General features: G+C 71.7%; 24 protein-coding genes. 5 read left to right on the top strand and 19 right to left on the bottom strand.

Annotated features, from left to right (window positions below):
• Window positions 1-440: 440 nt before the first annotated feature.
• Window positions 441-824 carry an HAD-IA family hydrolase gene (locus tag EIL87_RS22925; protein ID WP_125092649.1) on the bottom strand — a complete coding sequence of 128 codons (384 nt, stop codon included), beginning with the start codon at window positions 822-824 and terminating at the stop codon, window positions 441-443.
• 111 nt (window positions 825-935) lie between these two features.
• Between EIL87_RS22925 and EIL87_RS22920 the strand changes: the two genes are divergently transcribed.
• Window positions 936-1,331 carry an Rv3235 family protein gene (locus tag EIL87_RS22920; protein WP_233576494.1) on the top strand — a complete coding sequence of 132 codons (396 nt, stop codon included), beginning with the start codon at window positions 936-938 and terminating at the stop codon, window positions 1,329-1,331.
• Between the two features lie 40 nt (window positions 1,332-1,371).
• On the opposite strand, the gene EIL87_RS22915 is transcribed toward EIL87_RS22920, so the two are convergent.
• The 7 genes from EIL87_RS22915 to EIL87_RS22885 all read right to left on the bottom strand — a co-directional run bounded on the left by EIL87_RS22915 (window position 1,372) and on the right by EIL87_RS22885 (window position 11,272).
• On the bottom strand, window positions 1,372-2,520 hold the full coding sequence (locus EIL87_RS22915) for a GAF domain-containing sensor histidine kinase (protein ID WP_125092648.1): 1,149 nt from the start codon (window positions 2,518-2,520) through the stop codon (window positions 1,372-1,374).
• A 56-nt stretch (window positions 2,521-2,576) separates the two neighbouring features.
• A complete protein-coding gene (gene cydD, locus EIL87_RS22910) occupies window positions 2,577-5,807 on the bottom strand; it encodes a thiol reductant ABC exporter subunit CydD (RefSeq protein ID WP_233576491.1) in 3,231 nt (1,076 codons plus the stop codon).
• A complete protein-coding gene (gene cydB, locus EIL87_RS22905; protein WP_125092647.1) occupies window positions 5,804-6,811 on the bottom strand; it encodes a cytochrome d ubiquinol oxidase subunit II in 1,008 nt (335 codons plus the stop codon). Before cydB ends, cydD begins: the two co-directional genes overlap by 4 nt.
• A 12-nt stretch (window positions 6,812-6,823) precedes the next feature.
• On the bottom strand, window positions 6,824-8,341 hold the full coding sequence (locus tag EIL87_RS22900) for a cytochrome ubiquinol oxidase subunit I (protein ID WP_125092646.1): 1,518 nt from the start codon (window positions 8,339-8,341) through the stop codon (window positions 6,824-6,826).
• Between the two features lie 156 nt (window positions 8,342-8,497).
• Window positions 8,498-9,184 (bottom strand): IclR family transcriptional regulator, encoded by a 687-nt coding sequence (locus tag EIL87_RS22895; protein WP_125092645.1) that lies wholly within the window; start codon window positions 9,182-9,184, stop codon window positions 8,498-8,500.
• A gap of 4 nt (window positions 9,185-9,188) precedes the next feature.
• Window positions 9,189-10,394, bottom strand: coding sequence for a fumarylacetoacetate hydrolase family protein (locus tag EIL87_RS22890; RefSeq protein WP_125092644.1), 1,206 nt, complete (start codon window positions 10,392-10,394; stop codon window positions 9,189-9,191).
• Window positions 10,391-11,272, bottom strand: a complete 882-nt coding sequence (locus EIL87_RS22885; RefSeq protein ID WP_267898873.1) for a hypothetical protein — start codon at window positions 11,270-11,272, stop codon at window positions 10,391-10,393. The genes EIL87_RS22890 and EIL87_RS22885 overlap by 4 nt, the downstream gene beginning before the upstream one ends.
• 337 nt (window positions 11,273-11,609) lie before the next feature.
• On the opposite strand from EIL87_RS22885, the gene EIL87_RS22880 reads away from it, so the two are divergent.
• Window positions 11,610-12,392, top strand: coding sequence for a DUF2470 domain-containing protein (locus EIL87_RS22880; protein ID WP_125092643.1), 783 nt, complete (start codon window positions 11,610-11,612; stop codon window positions 12,390-12,392).
• 5 nt (window positions 12,393-12,397) lie between these two features.
• Here the strand turns inward: EIL87_RS22880 and EIL87_RS22875 are convergent, their stop codons facing one another.
• Window positions 12,398-12,769: a hypothetical protein gene (locus EIL87_RS22875; protein ID WP_125092642.1), complete on the bottom strand. Its 372-nt coding sequence runs from the start codon at window positions 12,767-12,769 to the stop codon at window positions 12,398-12,400.
• 133 nt (window positions 12,770-12,902) lie between these two features.
• Here EIL87_RS22875 and EIL87_RS22870 point away from each other — a divergent pair, with 133 nt between their 5' ends.
• The 3 genes from EIL87_RS22870 to EIL87_RS22860 all read left to right on the top strand — a co-directional run bounded on the left by EIL87_RS22870 (window position 12,903) and on the right by EIL87_RS22860 (window position 15,875).
• A complete protein-coding gene (locus tag EIL87_RS22870) occupies window positions 12,903-13,712 on the top strand; it encodes a CPBP family intramembrane glutamic endopeptidase (RefSeq protein ID WP_325049504.1) in 810 nt (269 codons plus the stop codon).
• Window positions 13,713-13,824: 112 nt separating this feature from the next.
• Entirely contained in the window at window positions 13,825-15,042 is a 1,218-nt protein-coding gene (locus tag EIL87_RS22865; protein ID WP_125092641.1) for an arginine deiminase, read from the top strand.
• A gap of 272 nt (window positions 15,043-15,314) precedes the next feature.
• Window positions 15,315-15,875: a ferritin gene (locus EIL87_RS22860; RefSeq protein ID WP_125092640.1), complete on the top strand. Its 561-nt coding sequence runs from the start codon at window positions 15,315-15,317 to the stop codon at window positions 15,873-15,875.
• Window positions 15,876-15,990: 115 nt separating this feature from the next.
• On the opposite strand, the gene EIL87_RS22855 is transcribed toward EIL87_RS22860, so the two are convergent.
• From EIL87_RS22855 to EIL87_RS22810, 10 genes are all read right to left on the bottom strand, one after another.
• Window positions 15,991-16,512: a hypothetical protein gene (locus EIL87_RS22855; RefSeq protein WP_125092639.1), complete on the bottom strand. Its 522-nt coding sequence runs from the start codon at window positions 16,510-16,512 to the stop codon at window positions 15,991-15,993.
• On the bottom strand, window positions 16,512-17,090 hold the full coding sequence (locus EIL87_RS22850; protein ID WP_407690569.1) for a SigE family RNA polymerase sigma factor: 579 nt from the start codon (window positions 17,088-17,090) through the stop codon (window positions 16,512-16,514). Before EIL87_RS22850 ends, EIL87_RS22855 begins: the two co-directional genes overlap by 1 nt.
• 151 nt (window positions 17,091-17,241) lie before the next feature.
• Window positions 17,242-18,195, bottom strand: coding sequence for a DUF5926 family protein (locus EIL87_RS22845; RefSeq protein WP_125092637.1), 954 nt, complete (start codon window positions 18,193-18,195; stop codon window positions 17,242-17,244).
• A 3-nt stretch (window positions 18,196-18,198) separates the two neighbouring features.
• Window positions 18,199-18,996, bottom strand: a complete 798-nt coding sequence (locus tag EIL87_RS22840; protein ID WP_125092672.1) for a glycerophosphodiester phosphodiesterase — start codon at window positions 18,994-18,996, stop codon at window positions 18,199-18,201.
• Window positions 18,997-19,056: 60 nt separating this feature from the next.
• The gene (locus tag EIL87_RS22835) at window positions 19,057-19,944 is read right to left on the bottom strand and encodes a DUF4328 domain-containing protein (protein ID WP_199740572.1); all 888 of its coding nucleotides are present in this window, start codon (window positions 19,942-19,944) and stop codon (window positions 19,057-19,059) included.
• Between the two features lie 23 nt (window positions 19,945-19,967).
• Entirely contained in the window at window positions 19,968-20,300 is a 333-nt protein-coding gene (locus tag EIL87_RS22830; protein WP_125092635.1) for a rhodanese-like domain-containing protein, read from the bottom strand.
• Window positions 20,301-20,447: 147 nt separating this feature from the next.
• The gene (locus tag EIL87_RS22825) at window positions 20,448-22,013 is read right to left on the bottom strand and encodes a solute symporter family protein (protein ID WP_125092671.1); all 1,566 of its coding nucleotides are present in this window, start codon (window positions 22,011-22,013) and stop codon (window positions 20,448-20,450) included.
• 62 nt (window positions 22,014-22,075) lie between these two features.
• Window positions 22,076-22,426: a DUF485 domain-containing protein gene (locus tag EIL87_RS22820; RefSeq protein ID WP_125092634.1), complete on the bottom strand. Its 351-nt coding sequence runs from the start codon at window positions 22,424-22,426 to the stop codon at window positions 22,076-22,078.
• Between the two features lie 304 nt (window positions 22,427-22,730).
• Window positions 22,731-24,473 (bottom strand): sodium/solute symporter, encoded by a 1,743-nt coding sequence (locus EIL87_RS22815; RefSeq protein WP_125092633.1) that lies wholly within the window; start codon window positions 24,471-24,473, stop codon window positions 22,731-22,733.
• 73 nt (window positions 24,474-24,546) lie between these two features.
• Window positions 24,547-24,951 (bottom strand): hypothetical protein, encoded by a 405-nt coding sequence (locus EIL87_RS22810; RefSeq protein ID WP_125092632.1) that lies wholly within the window; start codon window positions 24,949-24,951, stop codon window positions 24,547-24,549.
• Window positions 24,952-24,955 lie beyond the last annotated feature (4 nt).

The following is a 24,955-nucleotide window of genomic DNA, read 5'->3' as shown; positions in this document are numbered from 1 at the left end:
CAAAACAGTCCGCTGTTGAGTTCTCAAAGAACACACCCACACCATCACCACACCCCACTTCAGGGATGCCGGATCCGGGGAGTCATTTCCTCGGTGATTCCCGCTCTCGCGGTGTTCCCCACTTTAGACCATCCTGATTTCCTCGGTCAAACCGGGGGCCTCAGTCCTGCCCGTCACCATTCCGAGACCTTCTAACCAGTCCCGTTCCCGGCGACACCAAGCGAAAACAACCACTCGATCGGTATTCACATTGTCAAAAAGGTCTTACCCGATTTTTCGCGGGCCGGAACACGCTAACACCCGGAGGGTTGAGCGAGGTTCTCGGGGCCCCGTCAGGCCCGGCCCGGTTTTTCCCGGTCCGTGCCGCGCTGACATGGAATACTTTACGCACCCCGAAATGACGGGTGAACACCACCCCCCCTTAAGGGTGAAACCGCAGGTCAGGCACCCAGATCGACCCCGAAGAGGGCCTCCAGCTCCACTGCGGTGGCTTCCAGGTCCGCGTGGTTGATGCCGACCATTCCCGCCGCGACGGCGCCTTCCACGTTCCGGCGGAGGTCGTCGACGAACACGCACTCCTCCGGTCGCACCCCGATGCGGCGTGCGGCGATGCGGTAGATCTCGGCCTCGGGTTTGGCGAAACCGACGACCCCGGAGAGCACCACCGCGTCGACGGTGTCCGCCAACCCCGGTTCTGGGAGTCGGTCGGCGTTGGAGACGACGGCGGTGCGCACCCCGGCGAGGCGGAGGGTGCGAGCCACCGCGTCCACCCCTGGTTCGTCGAGCACCCCGGCGTAGTCGAGAAGCAATCCGCGCAGATCCACGTGCAGCACCGTAGGCCACACGATCGAGTGGTACCGCCCGGTAAGTGACCGGAACAGGGGTTCTCGCGCCTCTTCCACACCGGGGATGAAGGGACGACGTGGGGAGGCCCGATGAACGCAGCCCAGACCGGCGCCGCTGCCCTGCCACGCGCAGCGACACCACAGACCACGACCTCCGGGGCCGCGCAGCGCAGCGCGGTGGCGGTCGCGTCGGCGATCGGCGAGCAGGTCTTCGCCGTGCTCTCCGGCCGGGCGCGGGCGGAGAGCGTGCGCGAGAGCCTGACGGCGACGGTGCTCGGGAACCTCATGGGACTCCGGCTGCACGGTGCTCGCCACCCGGACTACCGGCTTCGGTCGGTGCACGCCTGCCCGATCGGTGACTCGGCCGTGGAGGCCTGCGTGGTCGTCGGCGCGCACCGGATCCGCGCGCTCGCGCTGCGGATCGAGCGCCACGCCGAGCGCTGGGTGTGCACACGGCTGGTCCCGGTCGAGCGCCGGCCGACCTAGGAGCCGTTCAGGGAAGCGGCGCAGCGGTCCGTCGAAGCACCTAGGAGAGCGGGACTTCCCAGGTGACGGTCGTGCCGCTGTCCGGCGAGGAGGTGAGGGTGCACCGCCCGCCGGCCGCGGCGGCGCGTTCTTCGAGGTTGCGGAGACCGCGCTTGCTGACGTCGCGCGGGATGCCGCAGCCGTCGTCGACCACCTGCAGGCGGAGCCCGGTGTCGGACCGGCGGACACGGACCAGGACGGTGCGGGCGCCGGAGTGGCGGACGACGTTGGACAGGGATTCGCGCAGGGCCGCGCGGGCGTGGTCGGCCACCGGGATCGGGACGTCGGTGAGGTCGCCGTCGATCTCCAGCTTCGGCGGGCGGCCCAGCAGTTCACCGGCGATCTGCACCTCGGAGCGGATCGAGTCGTCGAGCGCAGGCGCCTGCGTCGGCGTCTCGGGGTCGGCCGAGCGCAGCGTGCGGGCGGTCGCGCGGACCTCGGCGATCGCCTGGTCGATCTGCTCGACGGTCTCGGCCAACCGGTCGGAGTCGGCGCTGTCGAGGCGGCCCTCGACGTGGCGCTGCAGGACGTCCAGCTGCACCCCGGCGGCGTAGAGCCGCTGCACGATCACGTCGTGCAGGTCGCGGGCGATGCGTTCGCGCTCCTGGTAGACGGCGATGCGCTGCCGTGCGGTGGAGCCCTCGGCCAGCACGAGCGCGAGACCGGCTTGCGCGGCGAAGGAGGTGAGCACGTCGACCGCGACGCGGTTGAACGTCGGCGCGCCCCGCCTGCGGTACACGGCGAGCGCACCCAGGCGCCGCTCGCGGGTGCCGAACGGGGCGACGGCGAACGGGCCGTAGACCCGCAAGGACGCGGGCACGTACGGCGCGGTCAGCGGATCGTCGATGAGGTCGTCGACGACCACGGGAACGCCGCTGCGCGCGACGCGGGCGGCCGCGGAACGGGAGGAGAGCACGGTGCCGACGGGGTCGGCGAGCGGACCGGTCGCGCTCGGCGCGCCGTAGGCGGCTTCGACGGTGAGACGGCCGTCGTCGGAGCGCACGGTGACCACGCCGAGGTCAGCTTCGGCGAGTTCCGCGGCGCGCCGCACCACCAGCGGCAGCACCGCCTCGGGGTCTTCCGCGGACAGCGCCACCCTGGTGATCTCGGTGGACGCCGTGAGCATCCGCCTGGCGAGGGTGGAATCCATGACGCTCTCGAGGCTATAGCTCCTGTGCGCGGAGCGAGCGGAGTTGACCGTGCGGTTCATGACACATCCGCCGTGGTCACGGTCGAGACGGTGCCGTCGTCGACGCGGAGCACGAGATCGGCTCCCGCCGCCTCGCTGGGCCGGTGCGTCACGTGGACGACGGTCCGGCCGCGGAGGCGGTCGCGCAGCCGGTGCAGCACCGCGTCGGCGGTGGCGGTGTCGAGGTGGGCGGTGGGTTCGTCGAGCAGCACCAGGTCGGCGTCGGCGAGCAGCGCGCGGGCCAGCGCCAGCCGTTGGGCTTCGCCGCCGGAGAGCTCGGCGCTGCCGCTGCCGACCGGTGTGTCCAGGTCCCAGCCGGGCAGGCCGGCGACCTCGAGCGCCTCGCGGAGTTCCGCATCGGTCGCGCGGGGTGCCGCGAGCCGCAGGTTCTCGCGGATCGTGGTGGTCACCAGCTGCGGGTCCTGCGGGCACCAGGCCACGCGGTCGGGCACCCGGGCGACACCGCGGGCGGCGGGCAGGAAGCCGAGCAGCAGCGCGAGCAGCGTCGACTTGCCCGCGCCGGAGGGACCGACGACCGCGACCTGCGATCCGGTGGGCACGTGCAGGTCGATCCCGGTGAGCACCGGTCGGCTTCCGGGCCAGGCGAGGTCGGCGTCGGCCAGTTCGACCTCGCCAGCCGTTCCGGTAGGGCGTTCCTCGGCGTGCTGCTCGGTGAGCAGCGGGGCGATCCGGTCGTGCGCGGCGCGCAACGTCCGCCACTGCTGCGCGGCCGGCGGCAGCAGCGCCACCGCTTCGGCGGCGGCGAGCGGGACGAGCGCGAGCAGAGGCGCGAGCTCGGGCGCCAACCGCCCTTCGGCGACGGCGGTCGCGGCGAGGTGGGCGCTGCCGAGCACGGCCGCGCCGATCAGCAGCGTGTGCACGGCGGTGGCCGCCCCGGTGCCGAAGGCGGCGCGGCGAGCGCGTGCGGCGAGCCCGGTGTCGTCGGCGGCGAGTTCGGCGCGGCGACCCGCGTGCGCGCCGAAGGCGAGCAGCTCGGCGGCGCCGTCGAGCAGGGCGAGCACGCGGGCGGCCACGACGCGGCGGCCTTCGGCGACGGCGCGGCTGGCGCGGCGTTCGGCGATCACCGCCACGGCGGGGGTCGCCACGCTCGCCACCGCCAAGGCCAAGCCGAGCACCAAGCCGGCTTCGGGCAGCACCAGCGCTTGCACCACGACGGCGGCGACGAGCACGACGAACGCGATGAGCGGCGGGAGGAGGACGCGCGGCACCTGGTCGCGGACTTCGTCGACGTCGTCGACGAGCCGGGCCACGCCTTCGCCGCGCCGCAGCCCGGCGGTCCGGACCGGCCCGAGCCGGACCAGCGCGGACCACAACCGTTCCCGCAGGTCGCCGGCCGTCCGGAAGGCGGCGTCGTGGGTGACCAGCCGCTCCAGGTAGCGCAGCGCGGCACGCGAGAGGGCGAAGGTGCGGACGCCGACGACCGCGACGGACAACGTGAGGATCGGCGGTTGCTGGGAGGCGCGGGCGATCAGCCAGGCGGAGGTGGCGGTGAGCGCGAGCCCGGACAGCAGCGACAGCGCACCGAGCCCGGCGCCGGCCAGCGTCCGCGGCCGGACGAGGTCACGAAGCCTGCCGCGCGCGGTGCCCTCCGCGGCGAGCGGGGCTTCGACGACCTCGGCGGGCGTCTCGACCTCGACGCCCTCGGCCGTCGGGCGGTGGCTGGCGAGCACGACGGTCGCCCCGGCGGTGGCTGCGCGCTCGATGGCGGCGTCGACGTGCCGCGCGCTGGCCGCGTCCAGGTGGGCGGTGGGCTCGTCGAGCAGCAAGAACCTGGCCTCGCCGCGGAGCCGCAGCAGCGCGCGGGCGACGGCGACGCGCTGGCGCTCGCCCGCTGAGAGCTCGTCGATCCGGCGGTCGCGCAGGTGTCCGGCGGCGACCTCGGCCAACGCCTCGTCGACGTGCGCCGAGAGGTCGGCCTGATCGGCGGTGGCGACCAGGAGCTCGTCGCGGACCGTGCCGCCGGTGAAGGTCGGGTGCTGCGGCACCCAGGCGACCTGCCGCCGCCACTCCTCGACGGACGGGGTGGGGCCGCCGCAGGTGACGCTGCCGGAGTCGGGGTGCGCGAACCCCAGCAGCACCGACAGGACGGTGGACTTCCCACTGCCGCTGGGCCCGAGGTCGCCGAAGGCGAGCCGCAGCACGGAGCCGGGTCGCGCGGTGAAGCTCACCCCGTCCGGCACGAAGGCGTCGCGGCGGCGCACCCGCAGGTCCGACACCCGCAGCACGCCGGGTTCGTCGTCCGGGTCCCCGGTGATCGCGGAGCCGGTCGGCTCGGGCGCGGACACGACCTCGTCGACCCGGCGGACGGCTTCGACACCGTCCTCGCTGGCGTGGTGCGCGGCACCGACGGCGCGCAGCGGCAGGTAGCACTCCGGGGCCAGGACCAGCACCAGCAAGCCGGTGGCGAGGTCGAGTTCGCCGGAGACGAGCCGGAGTCCGATGCCGACGGCCACCACCGCCACCGACAGCGAGGAGAACAGCTCCAGCACCAGGGCGGACAGGAACGCGATCCGCAAGGTGGCGACCGTGCTGCGGCGGTGCTGCTCGCTGACCTCGCGGACGACCCGGCTCTGCGCACGGGCACGGCCGAACGCGGTGAGCACCGGGAGCGCGCGGATCAGCTCCAGCATCCGGGCAGAGAGCCGGTGCTGGGAGTCGGTGGCGCGGGCGGTGCGCTGCTCGGTGAAGCGGCCGACGAGCCAGGCGAACAGCGGGATGAGCGGCACGGTCAGCACCACGACCAGCGCGGACACCCAGTCCGACCAGAGGATCCAGGCACCGACCAGCGCCGGCACGACCGCGGCGGTGACCAGCGCGGGCAGGTACTTGGTGAAGTACGCGTCGAGCGCGTCGAGGCCGCGCGTGGCCAGCGCTGTGAGCTCCGCGGGTCCGCGCCGGCCGATCCACTCGGGTCCGCGTCGCAACGCGGAGTCGAGCAGCAGCGCCCGCAGTTCCTCCTTCGCCCCGGCGGCCGCGCGGGCGGACACCGCTTCGGTCGCCCAGCCCAGGACGGCTCGGGCGAGGACCGCGATGGCCAGCACCACCAGCCGGTCGCCGATCTCGGCCGCGGGCACCCCGCGCACGACGACGTCGGCGAGCGCGCTGCCGATGGCCCAGGCCTGCGCGATGAGGGCGATCGCGTTGCCCGCGGCCAGCAGGCCGCCGACGACCAGCGCGCGCCGGGTGGCTCCGGACAAGCGGGGCAGGGCTCCGAGCGGGCCGGTCACGGCGCGTGCACCGGCGGGATGTGCTGGGTGCCGATGCGCTTGCGGAACACCCAGTAGGTCCACCCCTGGTAGACCAGCACGGCCGGAGTCCCGAACGCGGCGACCCACGTCATGATCATCAGCGGGTAGTCGCTGGCGGCGGTGTCCTCGATGGACAGCGAGAAGGCCGGGTCCACCGTGGACGGTATGACGTTCGGCCACAGCGCGCCGAACAGCGTCACCACCACGCCGGTCAGCGCCACGGCCTGCAGGAAGAACGCCTGTCCCTCCCGGTCGGCGGCCACCCGCGCCAGGCCGAGCAGTCCGGCGGCCAGGGCGATGCCCAGCGGGACCCAGGTCCAGGTCGAGCCTTCGCGGAACTGGGCCAGCAGCACCAGCGCCACCACCGGCAGCAGCAACGGCAGGCCGCCGCGCAACGCGAACGCCCGGGCGCGCGACCGCACCTCGCCCTCGGTCTTGAGCGCCAGGAACACCGCGCCGTGCAGCAACGAGAAGGTGACCACGGCGAGCGCGCCGACCACGGTGGGCAGGCTGAAGATCGTCCACCAGCCGCCGACCCGGTCACCGTTGGCGTCCAGCGGCAAGCCGAAGACGCTGGCCGACAGCACCAGACCCACCATCGCCGGCGCGGTCCAGGAGGCCAGCACGATCACGGTGTCCCAGACGCGGCGCCAGCGGTCGGTGTCGACCTTGCCGCGGTACTCGAAGGCGACCCCGCGCCCGATCAGCGCGAGCAGCAGCACGAGCAGCGGCAGGTAGGCGGTGGAGAACAGCGAGGCGTACCAGCCGGGGAAGGCGGCGAAGGTGGCGCCGCCGGCGACGATCAGCCACACCTCGTTGCCGTCCCAGACCGGGCCGATGGTGTTGATCAGCACGCGGCGCTGGACGTCGGTGCGGCCGAGCACCGGCAGCAGCATGCCGACGCCGAAGTCGAACCCCTCGAGGAACAGGTAGCCCAACCACAGCAGGGCGATCACGAGGAACCAGAAGGTGGGGAGATCCATCTCGCTCGCCTCTCAGTACGCGAAGGACAGGGCGTCGCCGGACTCCGACTCGCCCGCGGGCTTCTCCGGTGGCATCACGGCGGCGAACCCGCCGCGCGAGAAGCGGACCATCAGGAAGACCTCCACGACCAGCAGCACTCCGTACAGCGCGGTCAAGCTGATCACCGAGGTCAGCATCTCGCCGGGCGTCACGCCGGAGGACACGGCCGACGCGGTGAACATGTAGACGCCGTCCACACCGGAGGGGTTGGGGTTGGGCGCGACGACGAACGGCTGGCGGCCCATCTCGGTGAACACCCAGCCCGCGAGGTTGCCGGCGAACGGCGCCCCGATCCCCAGCACCGCCAGCGGCGCCCACAGCTTCCCCCGCGGGAAGCGCTGCTTGCGGGTCAGCCACAGCACGGCCACACCACCGAGCGCGGCCAGGCCGCCGAACCCGATCATGAACCGGAATCCCCAGTAGGTGACCGGCAGCAGCGGCTGGTAGTCGATCGGCTGGCCCGCGAACTGCCCCAGCCGCGGGTCGTCGGGGTAGTGCGTGCCGTAGGCCTCCTGGTACCGCGGGATGAGCTCGTTGACGCCGTCGACCTCGCTGGTGAGGTCGCCTTCGGCGAGGTAGGAGAGGATGTACGGCACGGTCAGGCTCTTGACGTCCTCGCAGTTCGGGTTGCGCACGTCGCCGACCGCGAAGACCGAGAAGCTGGCCGGGGCCTCGCTGTGGCACAGCGCCTCGGCGGAGGCCATCTTCATCGGCTGCTGGTCGAACATCAGCTTGCCCTGGACGTCGCCGCTGATCGCCAGGCCGGCGAAGGCGGCGACGGCGACCCAGGCGCCGAGCCGCATCGAGCCGTGCCAGGCGCGGCGGTCCTCCTCGTCGACCGGTTCACCGGTCTTGTCGGCCTGCTTGCGCTGCCGGACGATCTGCCAGGCGGCGATGCCGATGAGGAAGCCGCCGGCGACGGCGAAGCACCCGAAGATCGTGTGCGGGAAGGCCGCCAGCACGGTGGAGTTGGTCAGAACCGCCCAGATCGAGATCAGCTCCGGCTTGCCCTCGACCATCCGAATCCCGACGGGGTGCTGCATCCAGGAGTTGGCGGCGAGGATGAAGTACGCCGAGAGCACGGTGGCCAGCGAGAACGCCCACGCGCACGCGAGGTGGACCCCCTGGGACAGCCTGTCCCACCCGAAGATCCACAGGCCGAGGAAGGTCGACTCGACGAAGAAGGCGAGCAACCCCTCCATCGCCAGCGGGGCGCCGAAGACGTCCCCGACGAAGCGGGAGTAGGCGCTCCAGGCCATGCCGAACTGGAATTCCTGGACGATCCCGGTGACCACGCCCATGGCGAAGTTGATGAGCATCAACTTGCCCCAGAACTTGGTCATCTTCAGGTACCGCCGGTTCCCGGTCCGGTACCAGGCCGTCTGCATCCCGGCGACCAGGATCGCCAGCCCGATGGTCAGCGGAACCATCAGGAAGTGGTAGACGGTCGTGATCCCGAACTGCCAGCGGGCGATGTCGAGCAGGTCCACGACTCCAGCCTGCCGCGCGCACGGGCGCGCGGCAGGGGTCGAGGGCCCCGGGTTGCACGGTCGAGCGTCCTGACTCCGCCGGGACCAAAGTCCCTCGTCGACGCGGTGCGGACGCGGGACATCCCACCACCGATCAGGTGCCGGGGTCCAGCCCTGTCACCGGAGTGCTTCGGCCACGGCCTCGGCAGCCTCCACGACCAGCGGCCCGACCTCCTCCGAGGCCATCGGCTGCAGCGACACCACGCCGACGCTCGCGCGGAGGCCCGGGACCCCGCGCACCGGCGCGGCCACGCCGAACGCGCCCTGCTGCAGGTCACCGCTGCTGGAGATCCACCGGTGCACGCCGGCCTGCAGGTCGACCGCCCGCCCGGCGGCACCGCGCTGGACCGGGTGACGCGTGCCCACCCGGTAGGAGACGTGGTAGCTGGTCCAGGAGGGCTCGACGACCGCGACCGCCTGCGCCTCGCTGCCGTCGGCGACGGTCAGGTGCGCGGTGGCGCCCACCTTCTCCGCCAGGCCGCGCAACGCGGGAGTGGAAGCGACCCGCATCTGCGGCAAGACCCGGCCTGCCAGCCACAACACGCCCAGGCCCAACCGGACGCGGGACCCCTCGCGACGCACCAGGCCGCGGCTCTGCAGCGGCCCGAGCAGCCGGTAGACGGCCGCGCGGCTCACGCCGATGCGGGCGGCGAGGTCGCTGATCGTCGGCGCTTCGCTCTCGGCGTCGGCCACCGCCTGCAGGAGGCTCAGCCCACGCTCCAGCGTCAGCGAGCTCTCCTTGGCGCCCGCGGGCACCTCGCGCGGGAGGCTCGGGGCGGCGTGCGCCGGATCGGGTTGAGCCATCGCGTCACCTCCGAACCGCCGCCAGGACCGTGCCGGTCACCTCGCCGAGCCCGACGACCGAGCCGCGGGGGCCCGGGGCGCTGCCACCCAGTGTCACCCGGTCGCCGTCCTGGAGGAAGGTCCGCTGCTCACCGTCCGAGAGCGTGATCGGGTCGGACCCGCCCCAGGTGAGCTCGAGCAGACAGCCGCGCTGGTCCCGCTCGGGGCCGGAGACCGTGCCGGAGGCGAACAGGTCGCCCGGCCTGGCCGGAGCTCCGCCGACCGTCATGTGCGCCAGCTGCTGAGCCGGGGACCAGTGCATGTCGGCGAAGCGGGGGCGCGCGAGCACCGTCTCGTTGCAGCGCACCTCCAGCCGCAGGTCCAGGCCCCACTGCTCGTCCTCCAGCAGGTACTGCTGCAGCGGCTGCTCCGGGGGCGGGGTCGGGACCCGCGCGTGCTCCAGGGCTTCCAGCGGCGTGATCCAGCCGGCGATGGAGGTCGCGAAGGACTTGGACAGGAACGGGCCGAGCGGCCGGGACTCCCAGTTCTGGATGTCGCGCGCCGACCAGTCGTTGACCAGCGCGACGCCGAAGACGTGGTCGGCGAACTCCGAGGTGGGGATGTGCGCGGCGGCCTCCCCGCCGCAGACGAAGCCGACCTCGATCTCGAAGTCCAGCCGCCGGGTCGGGCCGAACGCGGGGTGCGCGTCACCGGCGGCCTTGCGCTGCCCGCTGGGCCGGTGGACGTCGGTGCCCGAGACGTGGACCGTGCCGGAGCGGCCGTGGTAACCCACCGGCAAGTGGTTCCAGTTCTCCGGCAGCGGAGCGGCTCCCCGGCGCATGATGCGGCCGACGTTCTCGGCGTGGTGCCGGGAGGCGAAGAAGTCGACGTAGTCGCCGACGGTGAACGGCATCGACAGCGTGTGCCAGTCGGTGCGCACCAGCTCGGCACCGGCGGGCGCGCGGTCGGCGGTGACGATGCCGGTGAGCCGCTCCCGCAGCTCGCGCCAGGCGTCGCGGCCCGCGGCGAGCAGCGGGTCGAGGGAGTCGCCGACGACCAGGTCGGCCAGGCGAGGACCGAGTTCACCGGCGATGCCGCGCAGCGGCAGGGCGTGCCGCCCGACGCGCACCGCCACGACCGGACCGTTGCCCGTGACCAGCACCCCGTACGGGAGGGTCTGCGGGCCGAACGGCTTGTCCGGCGCGAACTCCGCGTCCTCGATCCAGCTCAAAGCAACCCCAATCCTTCCAGTTCGGCGACGGGGTCCTTCAGCGAGCACGAGCCGTACGAGGCGAAGACGTCGCGCACCGCGTTGGCCGCGTCGTCGGACAGCGAGCGGGCCTCCTCGGCCAGCGCGGCGCTGTCGGTGCTTTCCAGCGCCGCCCGCACATCCTTCCCGGAAAGGGAGCGCGCGGTCGCGACGAGCAGGTTGAGGAAACCGTGATGGGTGAATCCGGTTTCGGGAGCTTCACCCCGGACGGCGGCGTGCAGACCGGTGGTGGCCTTGAACGGGACGTCCAGCGATCCGGCGACGGCGAGGAACTCGGCGACCTCGTCGACGGTCGGCACGGCCTCGGCGGTCTGGCCGCCGGTGCGCAGCTTGGGCCAGCAGCCGTGCTCGGCGACGCGGCGGACGCCGTCCAGCCAGCCCTCGCCACCGCGGCGCGGCTCGACGACGCGGGTGATGTCCTCGGGCACGAACTCCGAGACGCGCTCCAGCCAGATGTCGTCCACGTCGGACGGCGCGGGCATCTCGACCATCCGCAGCGCGAGCAGCTCCTGCCGCCCCTCGATGATCGACAGCGCCTTGGGCACCCCGCCCAGACCGGTGTCGCACACCAACGACAGCGGGACCGGGGAGGACGGCTTGGCCTTGGCCAGTTCGGTGATCAGCTCGGCCAGCCGCGAGGCCTGGCACAGCATCGGCCCGAGCAGCCCGGCGAACTCACCGGCCCGCGCGTCCAGGTGGTCGGCGACCGCCTGCGGCACGGGAGTGGCCACCTCGTGGCGGTTTCCAGGCGGGAAGAGCGCGGCGTCATCGACCAGTCGGGCGAACAGGGGCGGGATGCCGCGCGGACCGGGCGCGCGAAGCTCAACAGCGCTTGACACGGTGGACACGCTAGTGCCGTTGCGCCCAGTGAACAAAGATGCCCGATAAACGGACGTCTGACCGGGGCATACCGACCTCCCTCGGACGAGTTTGGCCGACATCATGCACCCCTGCGTGATCGCCGCACCCACCACCCGGGTGGATCGGGGTCGCACCGCACCCGCACGGCCCCGCGACGACTGCTCCGGTCAGCTCCCCACGGGCACGTCGCACCTGGTAGTAAGGGCGGTACGTCGTGCGCGGGAGAGCCGCGGACCCCTCCTCCCGATCACCGGTTCGGGGGCTTTCGCCGCGTTGTTCCCTTAAGTTAGGCTTGCCTAAGTTGGAGGTGAGCAGGTGGGCGAGAAGACGATCCGCAGACCGAGCCGACCGAGTGTCGCGGAACGGGCCAGGAGCATTGCCAAGCGTGGCGGGAAGGCGGCACTGCTGCCGTCCGGCGAGGTGTCGGCCCGCGTCGCCCCCTTGCTGCACCACGTGCACCCGGACGGGACCGCGACGGTGCTGCTCGCCGACGAGCACCCGCTGATCGCGGCCAGCTGGCACGCGCCGCGCGGTGAGCTCGCGAGCGTCCTGGAGGTCACCGACCCGACCCCGGTACGACTGCGCGAACCGGTCCGCGGGCTGCTGTGGCTGACCGGCTGGCTGCGACTGCTCGACCCCGAGGAGGCGCACCACGAGGTGCTGTCGATCGTCGACGACCGCCCGGACCCGCGCCTGCTGGACGCCGGGCACGGCGCCCGCGTGCTGCGGCTGGAGTCGGCGTCGATCGTGCTCGCCGACGCCGAGGGCACGGATTCGGTCGATCCCACCGAGTTCCAGGCCGCGACGCCGGACCCCTTCTGCACCCTCGAGGACGACTGGCTTCGGCACCTGGAGCTCTCGCACCGCGACGTCGTCGGCCTGCTGGCCCGGCACCTGCCGGAGCAGTTGCGCGGCGGGCACATCCGCCCGCTCGGCCTGGACCGCTACGGGCTGCGGCTGCGGGTGGAGTCCTCCGACGGCGACCACGACGTGCGGCTCGGCTTCTCCCGCCCGGCCGACACCACCGAGCGGCTCGGCTTCGAACTCCGCCGGCTGGTCGGCTGCCCGTTCCTGGCCCAGCAGCGCAACGGCTCCTGAACCGCTCAGGACAGCTCGTCGGAGAACCAGGTCGCGCGGGTGATGCGCCCGTGGCGGTAGCGCAACGAGCCGTCGTCACCGCACAGGACGGCCTCCGCGACCCGCGGCTGGCGGGTGATCAGCCACAGGAAGGCGTGCGCCACCGACCAGGCCCGCCCCTCGCGCAGCCCGTCGGAGAAGCGCACCTGCAGGCCACCCGGTTCCGCGTACTGCAGCTCGACGAGCACCCCGTCGCGGATCCCGAAGAAGTCGGTCGCGCCCAGCGCGCAGTTGATCGAGTCGAACTCCCGCACCTCCCGCAGCACGCGCAAGGCCAGCGCGGGCAGGTTCTCGGCCATGGGCTCGGCTTCTCGCGTGCCCCACACGTACACGTCCACGCGCACCCTCTCGCGTCGGCGACACCCCTGCGACGGAGCGGAGCACGTCGGAGGTTCCACCCGGAACGACCACTTCCGGAACTCGCCACGATGGCCACCGGACGAGAGGGCGACTGCCGGTACGGTTCCTCCGGTGAGCACCCTGAGCACCTGGCTGAGCCCTGCCCGACCCGGAGAGCCGCAGGAGTGCACCGATCCCGCCGAGCGCAAGGCGATCGGGATCGAACTGCTCGTCGTGTTCGCCGTGACGCTGGGGATGTCCGGGCTGCAGAGCTTGATCTCGCTGCTGGACGCGCTGCTGCAACCGACGCCGCTGGGCGAGCAGCAGGTCGCCATCAACCAGCCGCAGGCCGACCTCGGGCTGTTGGACGCGCTGGCGCAGCTGGTCAACGTGCTGCGGCTGATCTCGTGGGGCGCGCTCGGCGCGTTCCTGCTGTGGCGCGGCGGGGTGGCGCTGCGCGCGGTCGGCCTGGACCGCACCCGGATGGGCGGCGACCTGGCGCGCGGCGCGGGGTTGGCGGCCCTGATCGGGATTCCCGGCCTCGGCCTGTACCTGCTGGCCCACGCGCTGGGGTTGAGCCTGACCGTGCAGCCGTCCACGCTGACGGACGCCTGGTGGCGCGCACCCGCGCTGGTGCTGGCGGCGTTCGGCAACGCCTTCGCCGAGGAGGTCTTGGTCGTCGCCTACGCGCTGACCCGGTTGCGGCAGCTCGGCTGGAGCGAGAACCGGTCGCTCTGGCTGGCGGCGGTGCTGCGCGGCAGCTACCACCTGTACCAGGGGTTCGGCGGGTTCGTGGGCAACGTCGTGATGGGGCTGGTCTACGGCCGCGTCTGGCAGCGCACCAACCGTCTGGTCCCGCTCGTCGTCGGCCACACGCTGATCGACGTGGTCGCTTTCGTCGGCTACGCGGCGCTGCGCGGTCACGTCGGCTGGCTGCCCTGATCGCCCACTCGAGGCGCAACGTTCCGCCGCAGAACGCGAGTTCGGGTTAACGATCGATCGAAATCGTGCGTGATCAGACACGATTGTGCCTCTCCGGTCTAGGCTCCGAGGTGTGACTCGACCGCACGTCCAAAGCGAAGTCGGCCCGCTGGGCTCAGTGCTGCTGCACCGTCCCGGTTCCGAGCTCAAGCGCCTCACGCCGCGCAACAGCGACCAGCTGCTGTTCGACGCGATCCCGTGGGTCGACCGGGCCGAGGAGGAGCACGACGCCTTCGCGGACGTGCTGCTCGGACGCGGCGTCGAGGTGCTGCTGCTGCGCGACCTGCTCACCGAGGCGCTCACCGACGCCCGCGCGCGGGCGGCAGCGGTGCACACCGGCGTCGACGAGCTGCGCCTCGGAGCGGACGTCGCCGACACGCTGCGCTCGCACCTGTCCGGGGTCACCGACGAGGCGCTGGCCGAGGTGCTCATCGCCGGCATGACCTTCGAGGAGCTGCCGGACTGCGAAGGCCGGTCGCTGGTGCGCCGGATGCACCAGCCACATGACTTCGCGATCGAGCCGCTGCCGAACCTGCTGTTCACCCGCGACTCGTCGGTGTGGATCGGCGACCGCGTGGCGATCGCGTCGCTGGCGATGCCGGCCCGGCGCCGCGAATCCGCGCTCACCGACCTCGTCTACGCCTACCACCCGCGCTTCTCGCACGCGGCGCGCGCCTACGGCGCGCACTCGGCACCTGTCGAGGGCGGTGACGTGCTGCTTCTGGCCCCCGGCGTGGTGGCCATCGGCGTCGGCGAACGCACCACCCCGGCCGGCGCGGAGTCGTTGGCGCGCTCGATGTTCGCCGACGACCTCGCGCACACCGTGCTGGCGGTGCCGATCGAGCAGACCCGCGCGTCGATGCACCTGGACACCGTGTGCACCATGGTCGACCGCGACGCGGTGGTGATGTACCCGGCGATCCAGCACTCGCTGCACGCCTACGCGCTGCGGCCCAAGGACGGCGAGCTGGACGTGTCCGGACCGGCGCCGTTCCTGGAGGCCGCGGCCGAGGCGATGGGCATCGACCGGCTGCGGGTGATCGACACCGGGCTCGACCCGGTGACGGCCGAGCGCGAGCAGTGGGAGGACGGCAACAACACCCTCGCGCTCGCGCCCGGGGTCGTCGTCGCCTACGAGCGCAACGCCGAGACCAACGCCCGGCTCGAGGACGCGGGCATCGAGGTGGTGCGCATCAGCGGGTCGGAATTGGGTTCCGGACGAGGCGGTCCGCGGTGCATGTCCTGTCCGATCAGCAGAGCGACACTCGGCGACACGCTGTTCGCCACCTGATCGGGGGAACCTCTTCCGATGTGACCAAGAACAACTCGACGAATTCAGGTAGAACTGATTCGCGGTCGGACATGGGTCCGCCGGGAGAACACATGAGCGGTTCTCACGTTTCCCCAGGTGACAGCCTTGCGCAGGCCCCAATCGGGAAGGTTTGGCTTAGCTCGGTTCCCGAAGGTGAACCTATCTCCGCGGCCCGGAAAACTAAGGCTAACCACATTCAAGTGAGGGTTACCTGGAATGTAATTGGAACTGTTCAAGGCTATATTGATGCCATGGCTGTCACCGCGAAGAAGATTCAGCACAAGGAATCGCAGTTCGAACACCTGCTGCAGGAACAGGTCAAGAACGAGTTCACCGCCTCGCAGCAGTACATCGCGGTCGCGGTCTGGTTCGACGACAACGACCTGCCGCAGCTGGCTTCGCACTTCTACCGCCAGGCCCTGGAAGAGCGCAACCACGCGATGATGATCGTCCAGTACCTCATGGACAACAACATCACGCCGCAGATTCCGGCCATCGAGCAGGTCCGCAACGACTTCACCGAGACCCGGGAGCTGGTCGCGCTCGCCCTGGAGCAGGAGCGCGAGGTGACCCGCGAGATCGAGACGCTGGCCAGGACCGCCCGCGAGGAAGGCGACTACCTCGGCGAGCAGTTCATGCAGTGGTTCCTCAAGGAGCAGGTCGAAGAGGTCGCCTCGATGACCACGCTGCTCAACGTGGTGGACCGCGCCAAGGGCAACCTCTTCCACGTCGAGGACTACCTCGCCCGCGAGCAGGTCGGCGACGAGGGCAACGACCCCACCGCCCCCAAGGCGGCCGGCGGCGCGCTCTGACGACCTCCGCCTGGCAGCACCGCGAGCCGTTCCGCACCGACGGCACCGCTCGCGGTGCGCTGCGGCGCTGACCGGTCTCGCGGCGCGCCTGAGCGACCACCACCCCCGGGTTGGCTCAGCCACCCGGGGTGGTCTGCACTTCGCTGGGGTTCTGCTCGGACGGACCCGGCTGCTGCGAGGTCTCCGGGTCCGGTTCCTGCGGGGTGGTCTCCGGGTCCGCGGTCTGCGACGGAGCGGTGCGCAGGATCGACGGGTCGAGGGACTCGCTGATCGACGGCTCCGGGAGGTTCGACCCGGTGCGCGGCCACTGGCTCCCCGGTGGCGAGGACGGCGGCGCGGACGGCCCGGTGCTCGGCACCTGCGTCCGGCTCGACGAACCCGGCGGCGGGACCTGCGGGCCGGGCTGCTGGACCACGGGCGGCCGGGCCGGTTGCAGCGGTTCGTCGTGGCTGACCAGCGCGACTCCCCCGCCCACGAGCAGCGCCGAGCTGAGCGCGGCGGCCGTGGCGGCCAGCATCGAGTTGCGCTGCTTGCGGCGACGTGCGGCGGCCACCAGCGACCACTCCGCGCCGGTGCGGACCGGGACGTCCAACCGGTCGTCGCGCAGCACGCGCTGCAGCTCGTCGTCCAGGTCCATCACACGTCACCTCCCTCGACGGTCTCGCCGAGCCGCTTGCGCAAGGACGACAGCGCCTTGCTCGCCTGGCTCTTCACCGTTCCGCAGCTGACGCCGAGGGTCTCGGCGATCTCCAGTTCGGAAAGACCCTCGTAGTAACGCAGCACGACCACCGCGCGTTGCCTCGGCGGCAGATCTCGCAACGCCTGCCACACGGGCTCGTTGTCCAGGCGGTCCTGCTGCGGCATGGCCGGCACGTCGGGGAACTCGGCGAGCAGCGTCTCGCGGCGGGTGCGGCGCCAGCGGCTGATGTGCGCGTTCGCCATCGCCTTGCGCACGTAGGCCGTGGGGTCCTCGGTGGTGGGGCTGATCTTGTTCCAGCGCGCTCCCACCTTCTCCAGCACGGTCTGCACCAGGTCGGCGGCGTCGTGGGGGTTGCCGGCGAGGGCGTGGCCATAGCGCATCAGCCCGGGCAGCGCCACCCGGACGAATTCGGCGAAGTCGTCTTCTGTCGCAGCCATGTCCCCCCGGCGCGCCCGCCCAGCAGGTACTCCGGACGTCTCGGCAGCGGCCGGCACGGCAGGCGAGTGCGCGGTCACTCCTCCACCCCCCTGGACGCCGGGTACCACTGTGGAGGGGTACGCACCGCGGTGCCACTTCGTTGCCCACCGCAACCGAGATCACCCGATCGGAGCAGGTACGGAGCGAGTGCGGAGTCCTCGGTCCGGCGGTCAGCCCGCCGGACCCCGGTCAGCGGATGGTGACCTGACGACCCCGGAGGCCGTCGCGAGCGCGGCGCTCGGCGCTGCTGAGCGGCTCGTCGTCGAGCGACGCGAGCGCCGCCTCCAGGCGGCGGCCGAGGGCGGCGGCCGGCTCGTCCCACTCGCGGGCGTGCAGCTCGCGGTCCAGGTCCCAGACCGGGACCAGCAGGCCGTGCGCGCGGAACGAACCCGCGTAGCGGCTCTCCTCGCCCAGCGCGAGCTCGCCGCGTGCCGACAGCCGGGCCAGCGCGGCCAGCAGCTTCTCCTCCGGCTCGGGCCGAACCCAGCGCAGGTGCGCCTTCTCGCCCGCGTCGACCCAGTAGGCCGAGGTCACGTCCTCGCCGCGGAGGCGGTCGGTGGGCATGATCGCGGCGTTGGCGCGCTCCAGCGACAGGGCGACCTCGCCGGTCGGCTCCACGTCGCCGGGCAGCCACCACGCGAAGTCCGCGTGCAGTTCGACGTCCAGCTCGACGTCCGGATCGATCAGGTCCTGCAGCCGGGCCGGCACGGCTCCCGCCTCGGCGGTCTCCGGGCCGACGACCGACAGCGACTGCCCCTGCTCGGACTCCTGCACCCACTCGATCGCACGGGCCAGGTCGCGGCTGATGTCGCCGGAGTGCGTCTGCACCTGCAGGCCCACGAACCGCACGCCGTCGTTGCGGTGCAGCGCGGCGGCCGCCATCGGCAGCACGGTGGCCAGCACGACCTCCGAACCGTCGCGCATCGGCAGCTTCGCGGTCGCCGACGGCACGAACTCGCGCAGCGCGACCAGCTCGCACTCGGCGGCCAAGCCCTCGAACGGACGGGTCACGATCACGTCCGCGGCACCCCCGGCCTTGCCGTGGCAGGCCTTGTAGCGCTTGCCCGACCCGCACGGGCAGGGCTGGCGGGGGCCGACGGCGCCTTCGGGCTGTGCTGGCTTGGTCGTGGCTCGCTTCGACACGGCTCATCCAATCGCTGGCGGTGACTGCTGAGTGACGCTACCGAACCGCGCCGCGTCGGGATCAGCCAGGTGGAGCCGTGTCGCGCGCGGCGCGTTGGTCGCCACGTAGCGCACGCCTGCGTCGCGGCACAGGTCGATGTCCGCGGCCGCGTCGACGGTCCAGCAGTAGGTGTCCCGGCCGAGCGCCGCGGCGCGCTTCACGAAGCCGGGGTCCTCGCGCAGCAGCCGCACGTCCGGACCTGCCAGGTCCGCCCACGGCGGCAGGACGCCACCGCGGCGAGCTCCGGTGAAGCGGCTGAACAGCTGCACCGTCGGCACCGCCGGCGCGGCCGCCTTGAACCGGCGGACGGCGGCGGAGGCGAAGGACATCATCAGCACCGGCGAGTCGGCCTGGGTCTCCGGCGTGGCCAGCCCATGCCTGGCCAGCAGCGCGACGAGCTTGTGCTCGACGAGGCCGCCGTAGCGGACCGGGTGCTTGGTCTCCACGAACAGCTTCGTCTGACGCGGGCTCGCGCGGACCATCCCGAGGAGTTCGTCGAGGGTGAGGACGCCGAGCTCGGTGGCGGAACGACCGAAGTCGATCTCGGCCATCGCGGCCACGGTCAACGCGCTGACCACGCCGCGTCCGCTCGAGGTCCGGTCGATGCGGCGGTCGTGCACGCAGACCAGGTGGCCGTCGCGGGTCACGCGGACGTCGCACTCCAAGGCGTCCGCGCCTTGCTCCAGCGCCAGCTCGTAGGCGGACCGGGTGTGCTCGGCGCGGTGCGCCGAGGCGCCTCGGTGCGCGACGACCTCAGGCATCTCTTCCACGCCTCCAGTGTTCCGACCCGGCTTCGGCAGCGCCGTCACGTGTGACCCACGTCAGCGAGGAGCCGTGCCCGGACGGGGGGCCCGCTGCGGCGGAGGCGCCGCGCGCACCGCGTGGACCTGGAGGCGGCTCAGCTCCGCCGGGTCGGGTGGCAGCAGCAGCCGCATGAAGTGGTCGATGAGCCGCGCGGTCACCACCGCCAGCGCGGTGACCAGCGCGTCGTTGACCGCGTGCAGCACGACGCCGTCGGCCAGGGCCTGGACGCCGTCGCGGAAGGTCCAGACGAAGGTGATCAGCGCGACCACCACGGTCGCCGCCCACAGCGCCCACCAGAACCGGACCCGCAGGCTCGGCCACGGACGCGCGCCCTTCTCCCGAGCGCCCTCCGCGACCAGCAGCGAGTGCTCCAGCTCGGCCACGGCCGCACCCGGGACCAGCAGGTTCAGCCCCGGCACCAGCACGCCGACCACCAGCTGCCAGTCCGGACGGGCGTTGCGGACACCGATGCGCTCGGCCGCCGCGACCCGCGCTCGCAGGCCCCACAGCACCACGAACACGCCGGTCAGCACGCCCATCAGCACCAGGATCAGGCCGGTGGTCCCGACCAGGGCGTCCGAGATCGCCAGCACCGTGCGCGGCAGCGCTTGGCTCCTGCTGAGGAGCAGCAGCACGTAGCGCCACGCCTCGGCGAAGGTCGCCAGCGCGGCGACGCCCGCGGTCACCCACAGCGCGGCGATGGCGGTGCCGGCCGTCGCCCCGGCGCGCTCGAACGGGTCGACGCGGTTGCCGCCGGTGGGCAGGGCCAGCGGCCAGCGCCAGGCCAGCAGCGGGAAGCCCCAGCGCGGGGGTGCCGGATAGGACGGCGGACCGGTGTAGGGCCGCGACCGGCGCTGCTGCCGGGCGCGGCGCGGACCGCCGGGCGGAGTGGCCACCCACTCCATCCGGTCGGGCTGGGGCCGGGAGCTCACAGCACGTACGGCTCGCCGTCGGCGGTTCCGGACACCATCGGCCGGCCGTTGGCCGACCAGCCGTTCATGCCGCGCTCGAGGTTGACCGCGTCCCAGCCGTTGGCGTTGAGGTACGCGGTGACCTTCGCCGAGCGGCCGCCGGAACGGCACACCACGTAGACCTGATCGGCCTCCGGGATGTCGTCGAGGCGCTCCACGAGCTGGCTCATCGGGATGTGCACGGCCTCGGGAGCGTGCCCCGCCTGCCATTCGTCGTCCTCGCGGACGTCCAGCAGCGCGCTGCCCGCGGGCAGCTGTTCGGGCAGTTCTTCCGGGTGAACACCGGGCACGTGTCCAGGAGGTGGCGTAGTCACAACCCCGATGCTGCCACGCCGCGCGTGGTGCCGGTGTGAGGGTGTGCCGCTTCCACCCCTGGGAATGGGAAACGCCCCGGGTCACCTGCTGGTGACCCGGGGCGCTCGCGCGGGAGGGACGGATCAGTGCTGAACAGCCTTCTCCGCGCCCGCACCGGTGAGGGAGCGGACCTCCATCTCGGCGTACTTGGTGCCGCCGTTCTCGTCCTTGCTGATCTTGGTACCGATGTACCCGAGCAGGAACGACAGCGGGATCGACACCAGGCCCGGGTTCTGCAGCGGGAACACCGCGATGTCCAGCGTCGGGAACATCGCTTCCTCGCTGCCCGAGACCGCCGGCGAGAAGATGATCAGCACGATGGTGATCGCCAGACCACCGTAGATGCTGAACAACGCGCCGGTGGTGTTGAACCGCTTCCAGAACAGCGAGTACAGCAGCGTCGGCAGGTTCGCCGAGGCCGCGACGGCGAAGGCCAGCGCGACCAGGAAGGCGACGTTCTGCCCGTTGGCCGCGATGCCGCCGAGGATGGACACGACACCGATGACCACCGCGGTGATCCGCGCGACGCGGACCTCCTGCTGCTTGGAGTCGACCTGGCCCTTCTTGATCACGTTCGCGTAGATGTCGTGCGCGAACGAGGCCGAGGCCGTGATCGTCAGACCGGCGACGACCGCCAGGATCGTGGCGAAGGCGACCGCGGAGATGAAGCCCAGCAGCAGCGGGCCGCCCAGGTAGGAGGCCAGCAGCGGAGCCGCCGAGTTCACCCCACCCGGAGCGTCCTTGATCGTGTCCGGTCCGACCATCGCGCCCGCCCCGTAACCGAGGACCAGCGTGAACAGGTAGAACAGGCCGATCAGCCAGATCGCCCAGACCACCGAACGACGCGCTTCCTTCGCCGTCGGCACGGTGTAGAAGCGCATCAGCACGTGCGGCAGACCGGCGGTCCCCAGCACCAGGGCGATGCCCAGCGAGATGAAGTCCAGCTTGCTGGTCTCCGACTTGCCGTACTTGGCACCCGGGTTGAGCACCTTGTCACCGGCGACGTCGGCGGCGTGGCCGAGCAGCGCCGACAGGTTGAACCCGTACAGCCCCAAGACCCAGATGGTCATGACGAAGGCACCGGCGATGAGCAGCGCCGCCTTGATGATCTGCACCCAGGTCGTGCCGCGCATGCCGCCGACCAGGACGTAGAGGATCATCAGCGCACCGACCACGGCGATCACGATCGCCTGGCCGCCCTTGTCGGTGATGCCCAGCAGCAGCGCGATCAGACCACCGGCACCGGCCATCTGCGCCAGCAGGTAGAAGAAGCTCACCACCAGCGTGGACAGCGACGCCGCGGTGCGCACCGGACGCTCCCGCATCCGGAAGCTGAGCACGTCACCCATCGTGTAGCGACCGGTGTTGCGGAGCAGCTCGGCCACCAGCAGGAGGGCGACCAGCCAGGCCACCAGGAAGCCGATGGAGTAGAGGAAGCCGTCGTAGCCGTTGACCGCGATGGCACCGGCGATGCCGAGGAACGACGCGGCCGACAGGTAGTCACCGGAGATGGCGATGCCGTTCTGCGGCCCGCTGAACGCGTGCCCCGCGGCGTAGTAGTCCGAGGCCGTCTTGGTGTTCTTGCTGGCCCGGAACACGATCACCATCGTGACCGCGACGAAGATGGCGAAGATGCCGATGTTCAGCATCGAGTTGCCGCCGACGGCTTCTTGCGCGAGGGGTTGAGTAGCGGAAAATGCCTGCACCGAGCTCACTTGCCGCCTCCCTCGACGTTCTCGCGGATCTGTTCGGCGACCGGGTCCAGATTCTTGTTGGCGTAGCGGACGTACCAGGTCGTGATCACGAACGTGGACACGAACTGAAGCAGGCCGAGCACCAGTCCGACGTTGATGTTACCGACCAGCTTGATGCTCATGAATCCGTGCGCGTAGTCGGCGAGCAGCACGTACACCAGGTACCAGACCAGGAACAACGCCGATACGGGGAACACGAAGTTGCGCAGTCGTCCGCGCAGTTGGGCGAATTCGGGACTGCTTTGCGCAGCGGCCCAGGTTTCGGCGTCAATACCGGACCCGGACCCGTTTTGGTCCGTGGCGCTCACGGCTCTCCTTCCACGAAGAAAGGCTCACCCTCGCGATACCGCCAAGCGTGAGCCTGAACCACACAACGCCGGAACGCTACGGAACTGGAAGCGTCGATGGGTAGGTCCGTTGGGAGTACGCGTGCTAACGATCGAGTGAAGGTTGACAGCTCAACAGGATGCATCGAATTGCGGCGAATGGCCGGATTTTCATTCGGATGGAGCATCCCCGCGCGGCCCCGCAGCGCAATTCGCGACGCTCAGTGATCAACTCCCGGAAACAGCATCGCCCGTTCGGCGGCTGCGTTGTTCGGTGAGGAGCGCCTCACCGCTCGTGCCGACCCGGCTTCGGCGCCTGCTCGGCGAGCGGCCTGCTGTCGACGAAACCCAGCCGGTCGGGGGCGTGCAACCGCAGCATCAACCGCGAGACACCCTCCGGCACGCGGGTTCTGGTGGCCCGGCTGACCAGGTAGGTCACCGCGAACGCCACCGGGACCGTCACCAGCGCCGGTTGCGCCACCAGCCGACCCCACCAGCCGTGATCGCCGGCGACGTGCGCGACCAGCACCGCGATCAGCACCAACGACCCGCCGGTGAGCATCCCCCACGCCGCGCCGGCCGCGGTCAACCCGCGCCACCAGATGCCCAGCACCAGCACCGGGGCGAACGTGGAAGCCGCCATCGCGAAGGCCAGTCCGACGCTGCGCGCGATGTCGTGACCGTCGACAGCCAAGGCCAGCACCACCGGCACTGAGCACGACAGCAGCGCCGCCGACGAGAACCGCATCGTCCGGCCCCACAGCACGTCTCGCGAGGACAGCACCCCGGCCAGCCCCATGACCAGACCCGACGACGTGGACAGGAACGCGGCGAACGCTCCCGCCGCGGTGATCGCCGCCAGCACCCCGCCGACCCAGCCGCCGAGCATCGCGTGCGGCAGCAGCAGCACCGCCGCGTCCGTCTGCCCGGTCACCAGCAGCTGCGGCACGTACAGCCGGGACAGGAGCCCGAAGAGGGTGGGGAACAGGTAGAACGCGCCCAGCAGGCCCAGCACGTACAGCGCGGTGCGGCGCGCGCCCGCGCCCGAGGGGTTGGCGTAGAAGCGGCCCAGCACGTGCGGCAACCCCATCGTTCCCAGGAACGTCGCGATCAGCACCGAGTACGTCTCCAGCACACCGGGCAACCCTTCCGGGTGCGGGCGCAGCCAGCTCGCGTTGTCCGGCACCGCACCGGTCACCACCGGCACCGCGGCACCCGCCGGGAACCGCAGCTCGCTGCCCGCCGGCACCGGGTGTTCCCCCGGCTGCAGGTAGACCGCGCCGGCCAGGCCGGAGCCCTCCGCGGCGGTCAGCCACACCGGCTCGGTGACCTGGACGGTCACGTCGGTCTGCACGTCGACCGTGGTGTCCTGCGGGAAGAACGGCGTCCGGGGCTCTTCCAGGGCCTGCCGCTGCCCGCTGACCACGAACACGACCAGCAGCGCGAAGGCGGGCAGGGTGATCGCGAACAGCTTCACCCAGTACTGGAAGGCCTGCACCAGGGTCACCGCGCGCAGCACCCCGCTGACCACGCTGATGTGCACGATCAGCGCGATGACGAGAACGCCTGCGCGGTACTCGGTCCCGACGATGGCCGCCAGCGTCATCCCGGCCGCCTGCAGCTGCGGGACCAGGTACAGCCAGCCGATGACGACCACGACCACCGTGGACAGCGAGCGGAGGCTCAGCGAGTTCAGCCGCGCCTCGACGAAGTCGGGCATCGTGTAGGCGCCGGACCGGCGCATGGGCGCGACGACGAACAGCATCAGCGCCAGGTAGCCCGCCGCGAAGCCGATCGGGTACCAGAGGGCGTCGACACCGTCCTTGAGCACCAGGCCGGCCACACCCAGGAACGAGGCCGCGGACAGGTACTCCCCCGAGATCGCCGCCGCGTTGCGCTCTTCCCGAACCGGCTTGCGGGCAGCGGAGAAGTCCGTGGTCCGAGCCGAGCGCGACCCCCACAGGCCGATGCCCAGCGTCGCGACGACGATCAGGACGACGCCGCTCAAGGACCACACGTTCGAGAACATCTCACCCAGCCACCCTGGTGCCCACGAGTCGCACCCACCTTACGCAGAGCAGCCGGTGGGCCCGAAGCACCGGTCATTCTTCGAGCATGCCGAGGAAGTCCTCCTCGTTGCGCTCCGCGCGCCGGGTGAACAGCAGACCCACGACCACCAGGAACGGGTAGACCAGCACGCCGAGGACCAGCCACGGCACGCGGAGCCCGAACACCTGCCACTCGCCGATCGCGGGCACCAGCCAGAAGGCCAGGGGCAGGCCGCCCAGCACGAGAGCGAGGACCCCGGTCAGCAGCAGGGCTGCCCGGAGCTGCTTCTCGACCAGGTCCCGGACGAGTCCTTCGAGCGCCCCGGTCTGCTCGTGCACTTCGACGCGGACGCGCGGGACGTGCGGCCCGCGCCGGTCGGCGAGCACGACGCGCTTGCGCCGCGGCCGGGGCGAGAACTCCCCCAACCGGGCTCGGACGTCGAAGCTCTCCGGGCTCATCCCG

Origin of the sequence: Saccharopolyspora rhizosphaerae, from assembly GCF_003931915.1 — a bacterium.
Lineage (GTDB): Bacteria > Actinomycetota > Actinomycetes > Mycobacteriales > Pseudonocardiaceae > Saccharopolyspora > Saccharopolyspora rhizosphaerae.
Note: the sequence above shows the minus strand (reverse complement) of the source record. Positions and strands in the feature narration are given on the sequence as shown.

Coding starts and splice junctions, on each gene's coding strand:
- EIL87_RS22860 (WP_125092640.1), top strand. CDS start 15,315: ATGGCTGTCACCGCGAAGAAGATTCAGCACAAGGAATCGCAGTTCGAA.
- EIL87_RS22855 (WP_125092639.1), bottom strand. CDS start 16,512: ATGGACCTGGACGACGAGCTGCAGCGCGTGCTGCGCGACGACCGGTTG.
- EIL87_RS22840 (WP_125092672.1), bottom strand. CDS start 18,996: ATGCCTGAGGTCGTCGCGCACCGAGGCGCCTCGGCGCACCGCGCCGAG.
- EIL87_RS22825 (WP_125092671.1), bottom strand. CDS start 22,013: ATGCTGAACATCGGCATCTTCGCCATCTTCGTCGCGGTCACGATGGTG.
- EIL87_RS22810 (WP_125092632.1), bottom strand. CDS start 24,951: ATGAGCCCGGAGAGCTTCGACGTCCGAGCCCGGTTGGGGGAGTTCTCG.
- EIL87_RS22915 (WP_125092648.1), bottom strand. CDS start 2,520: ATGGATTCCACCCTCGCCAGGCGGATGCTCACGGCGTCCACCGAGATC.
- EIL87_RS22835 (WP_199740572.1), bottom strand. CDS start 19,944: ATGGAGTGGGTGGCCACTCCGCCCGGCGGTCCGCGCCGCGCCCGGCAG.
- cydB (WP_125092647.1), bottom strand. CDS start 6,811: ATGGATCTCCCCACCTTCTGGTTCCTCGTGATCGCCCTGCTGTGGTTG.
- EIL87_RS22895 (WP_125092645.1), bottom strand. CDS start 9,184: ATGGCTCAACCCGATCCGGCGCACGCCGCCCCGAGCCTCCCGCGCGAG.
- EIL87_RS22815 (WP_125092633.1), bottom strand. CDS start 24,473: ATGTTCTCGAACGTGTGGTCCTTGAGCGGCGTCGTCCTGATCGTCGTC.
- EIL87_RS22920 (WP_233576494.1), top strand. CDS start 936: ATGAACGCAGCCCAGACCGGCGCCGCTGCCCTGCCACGCGCAGCGACA.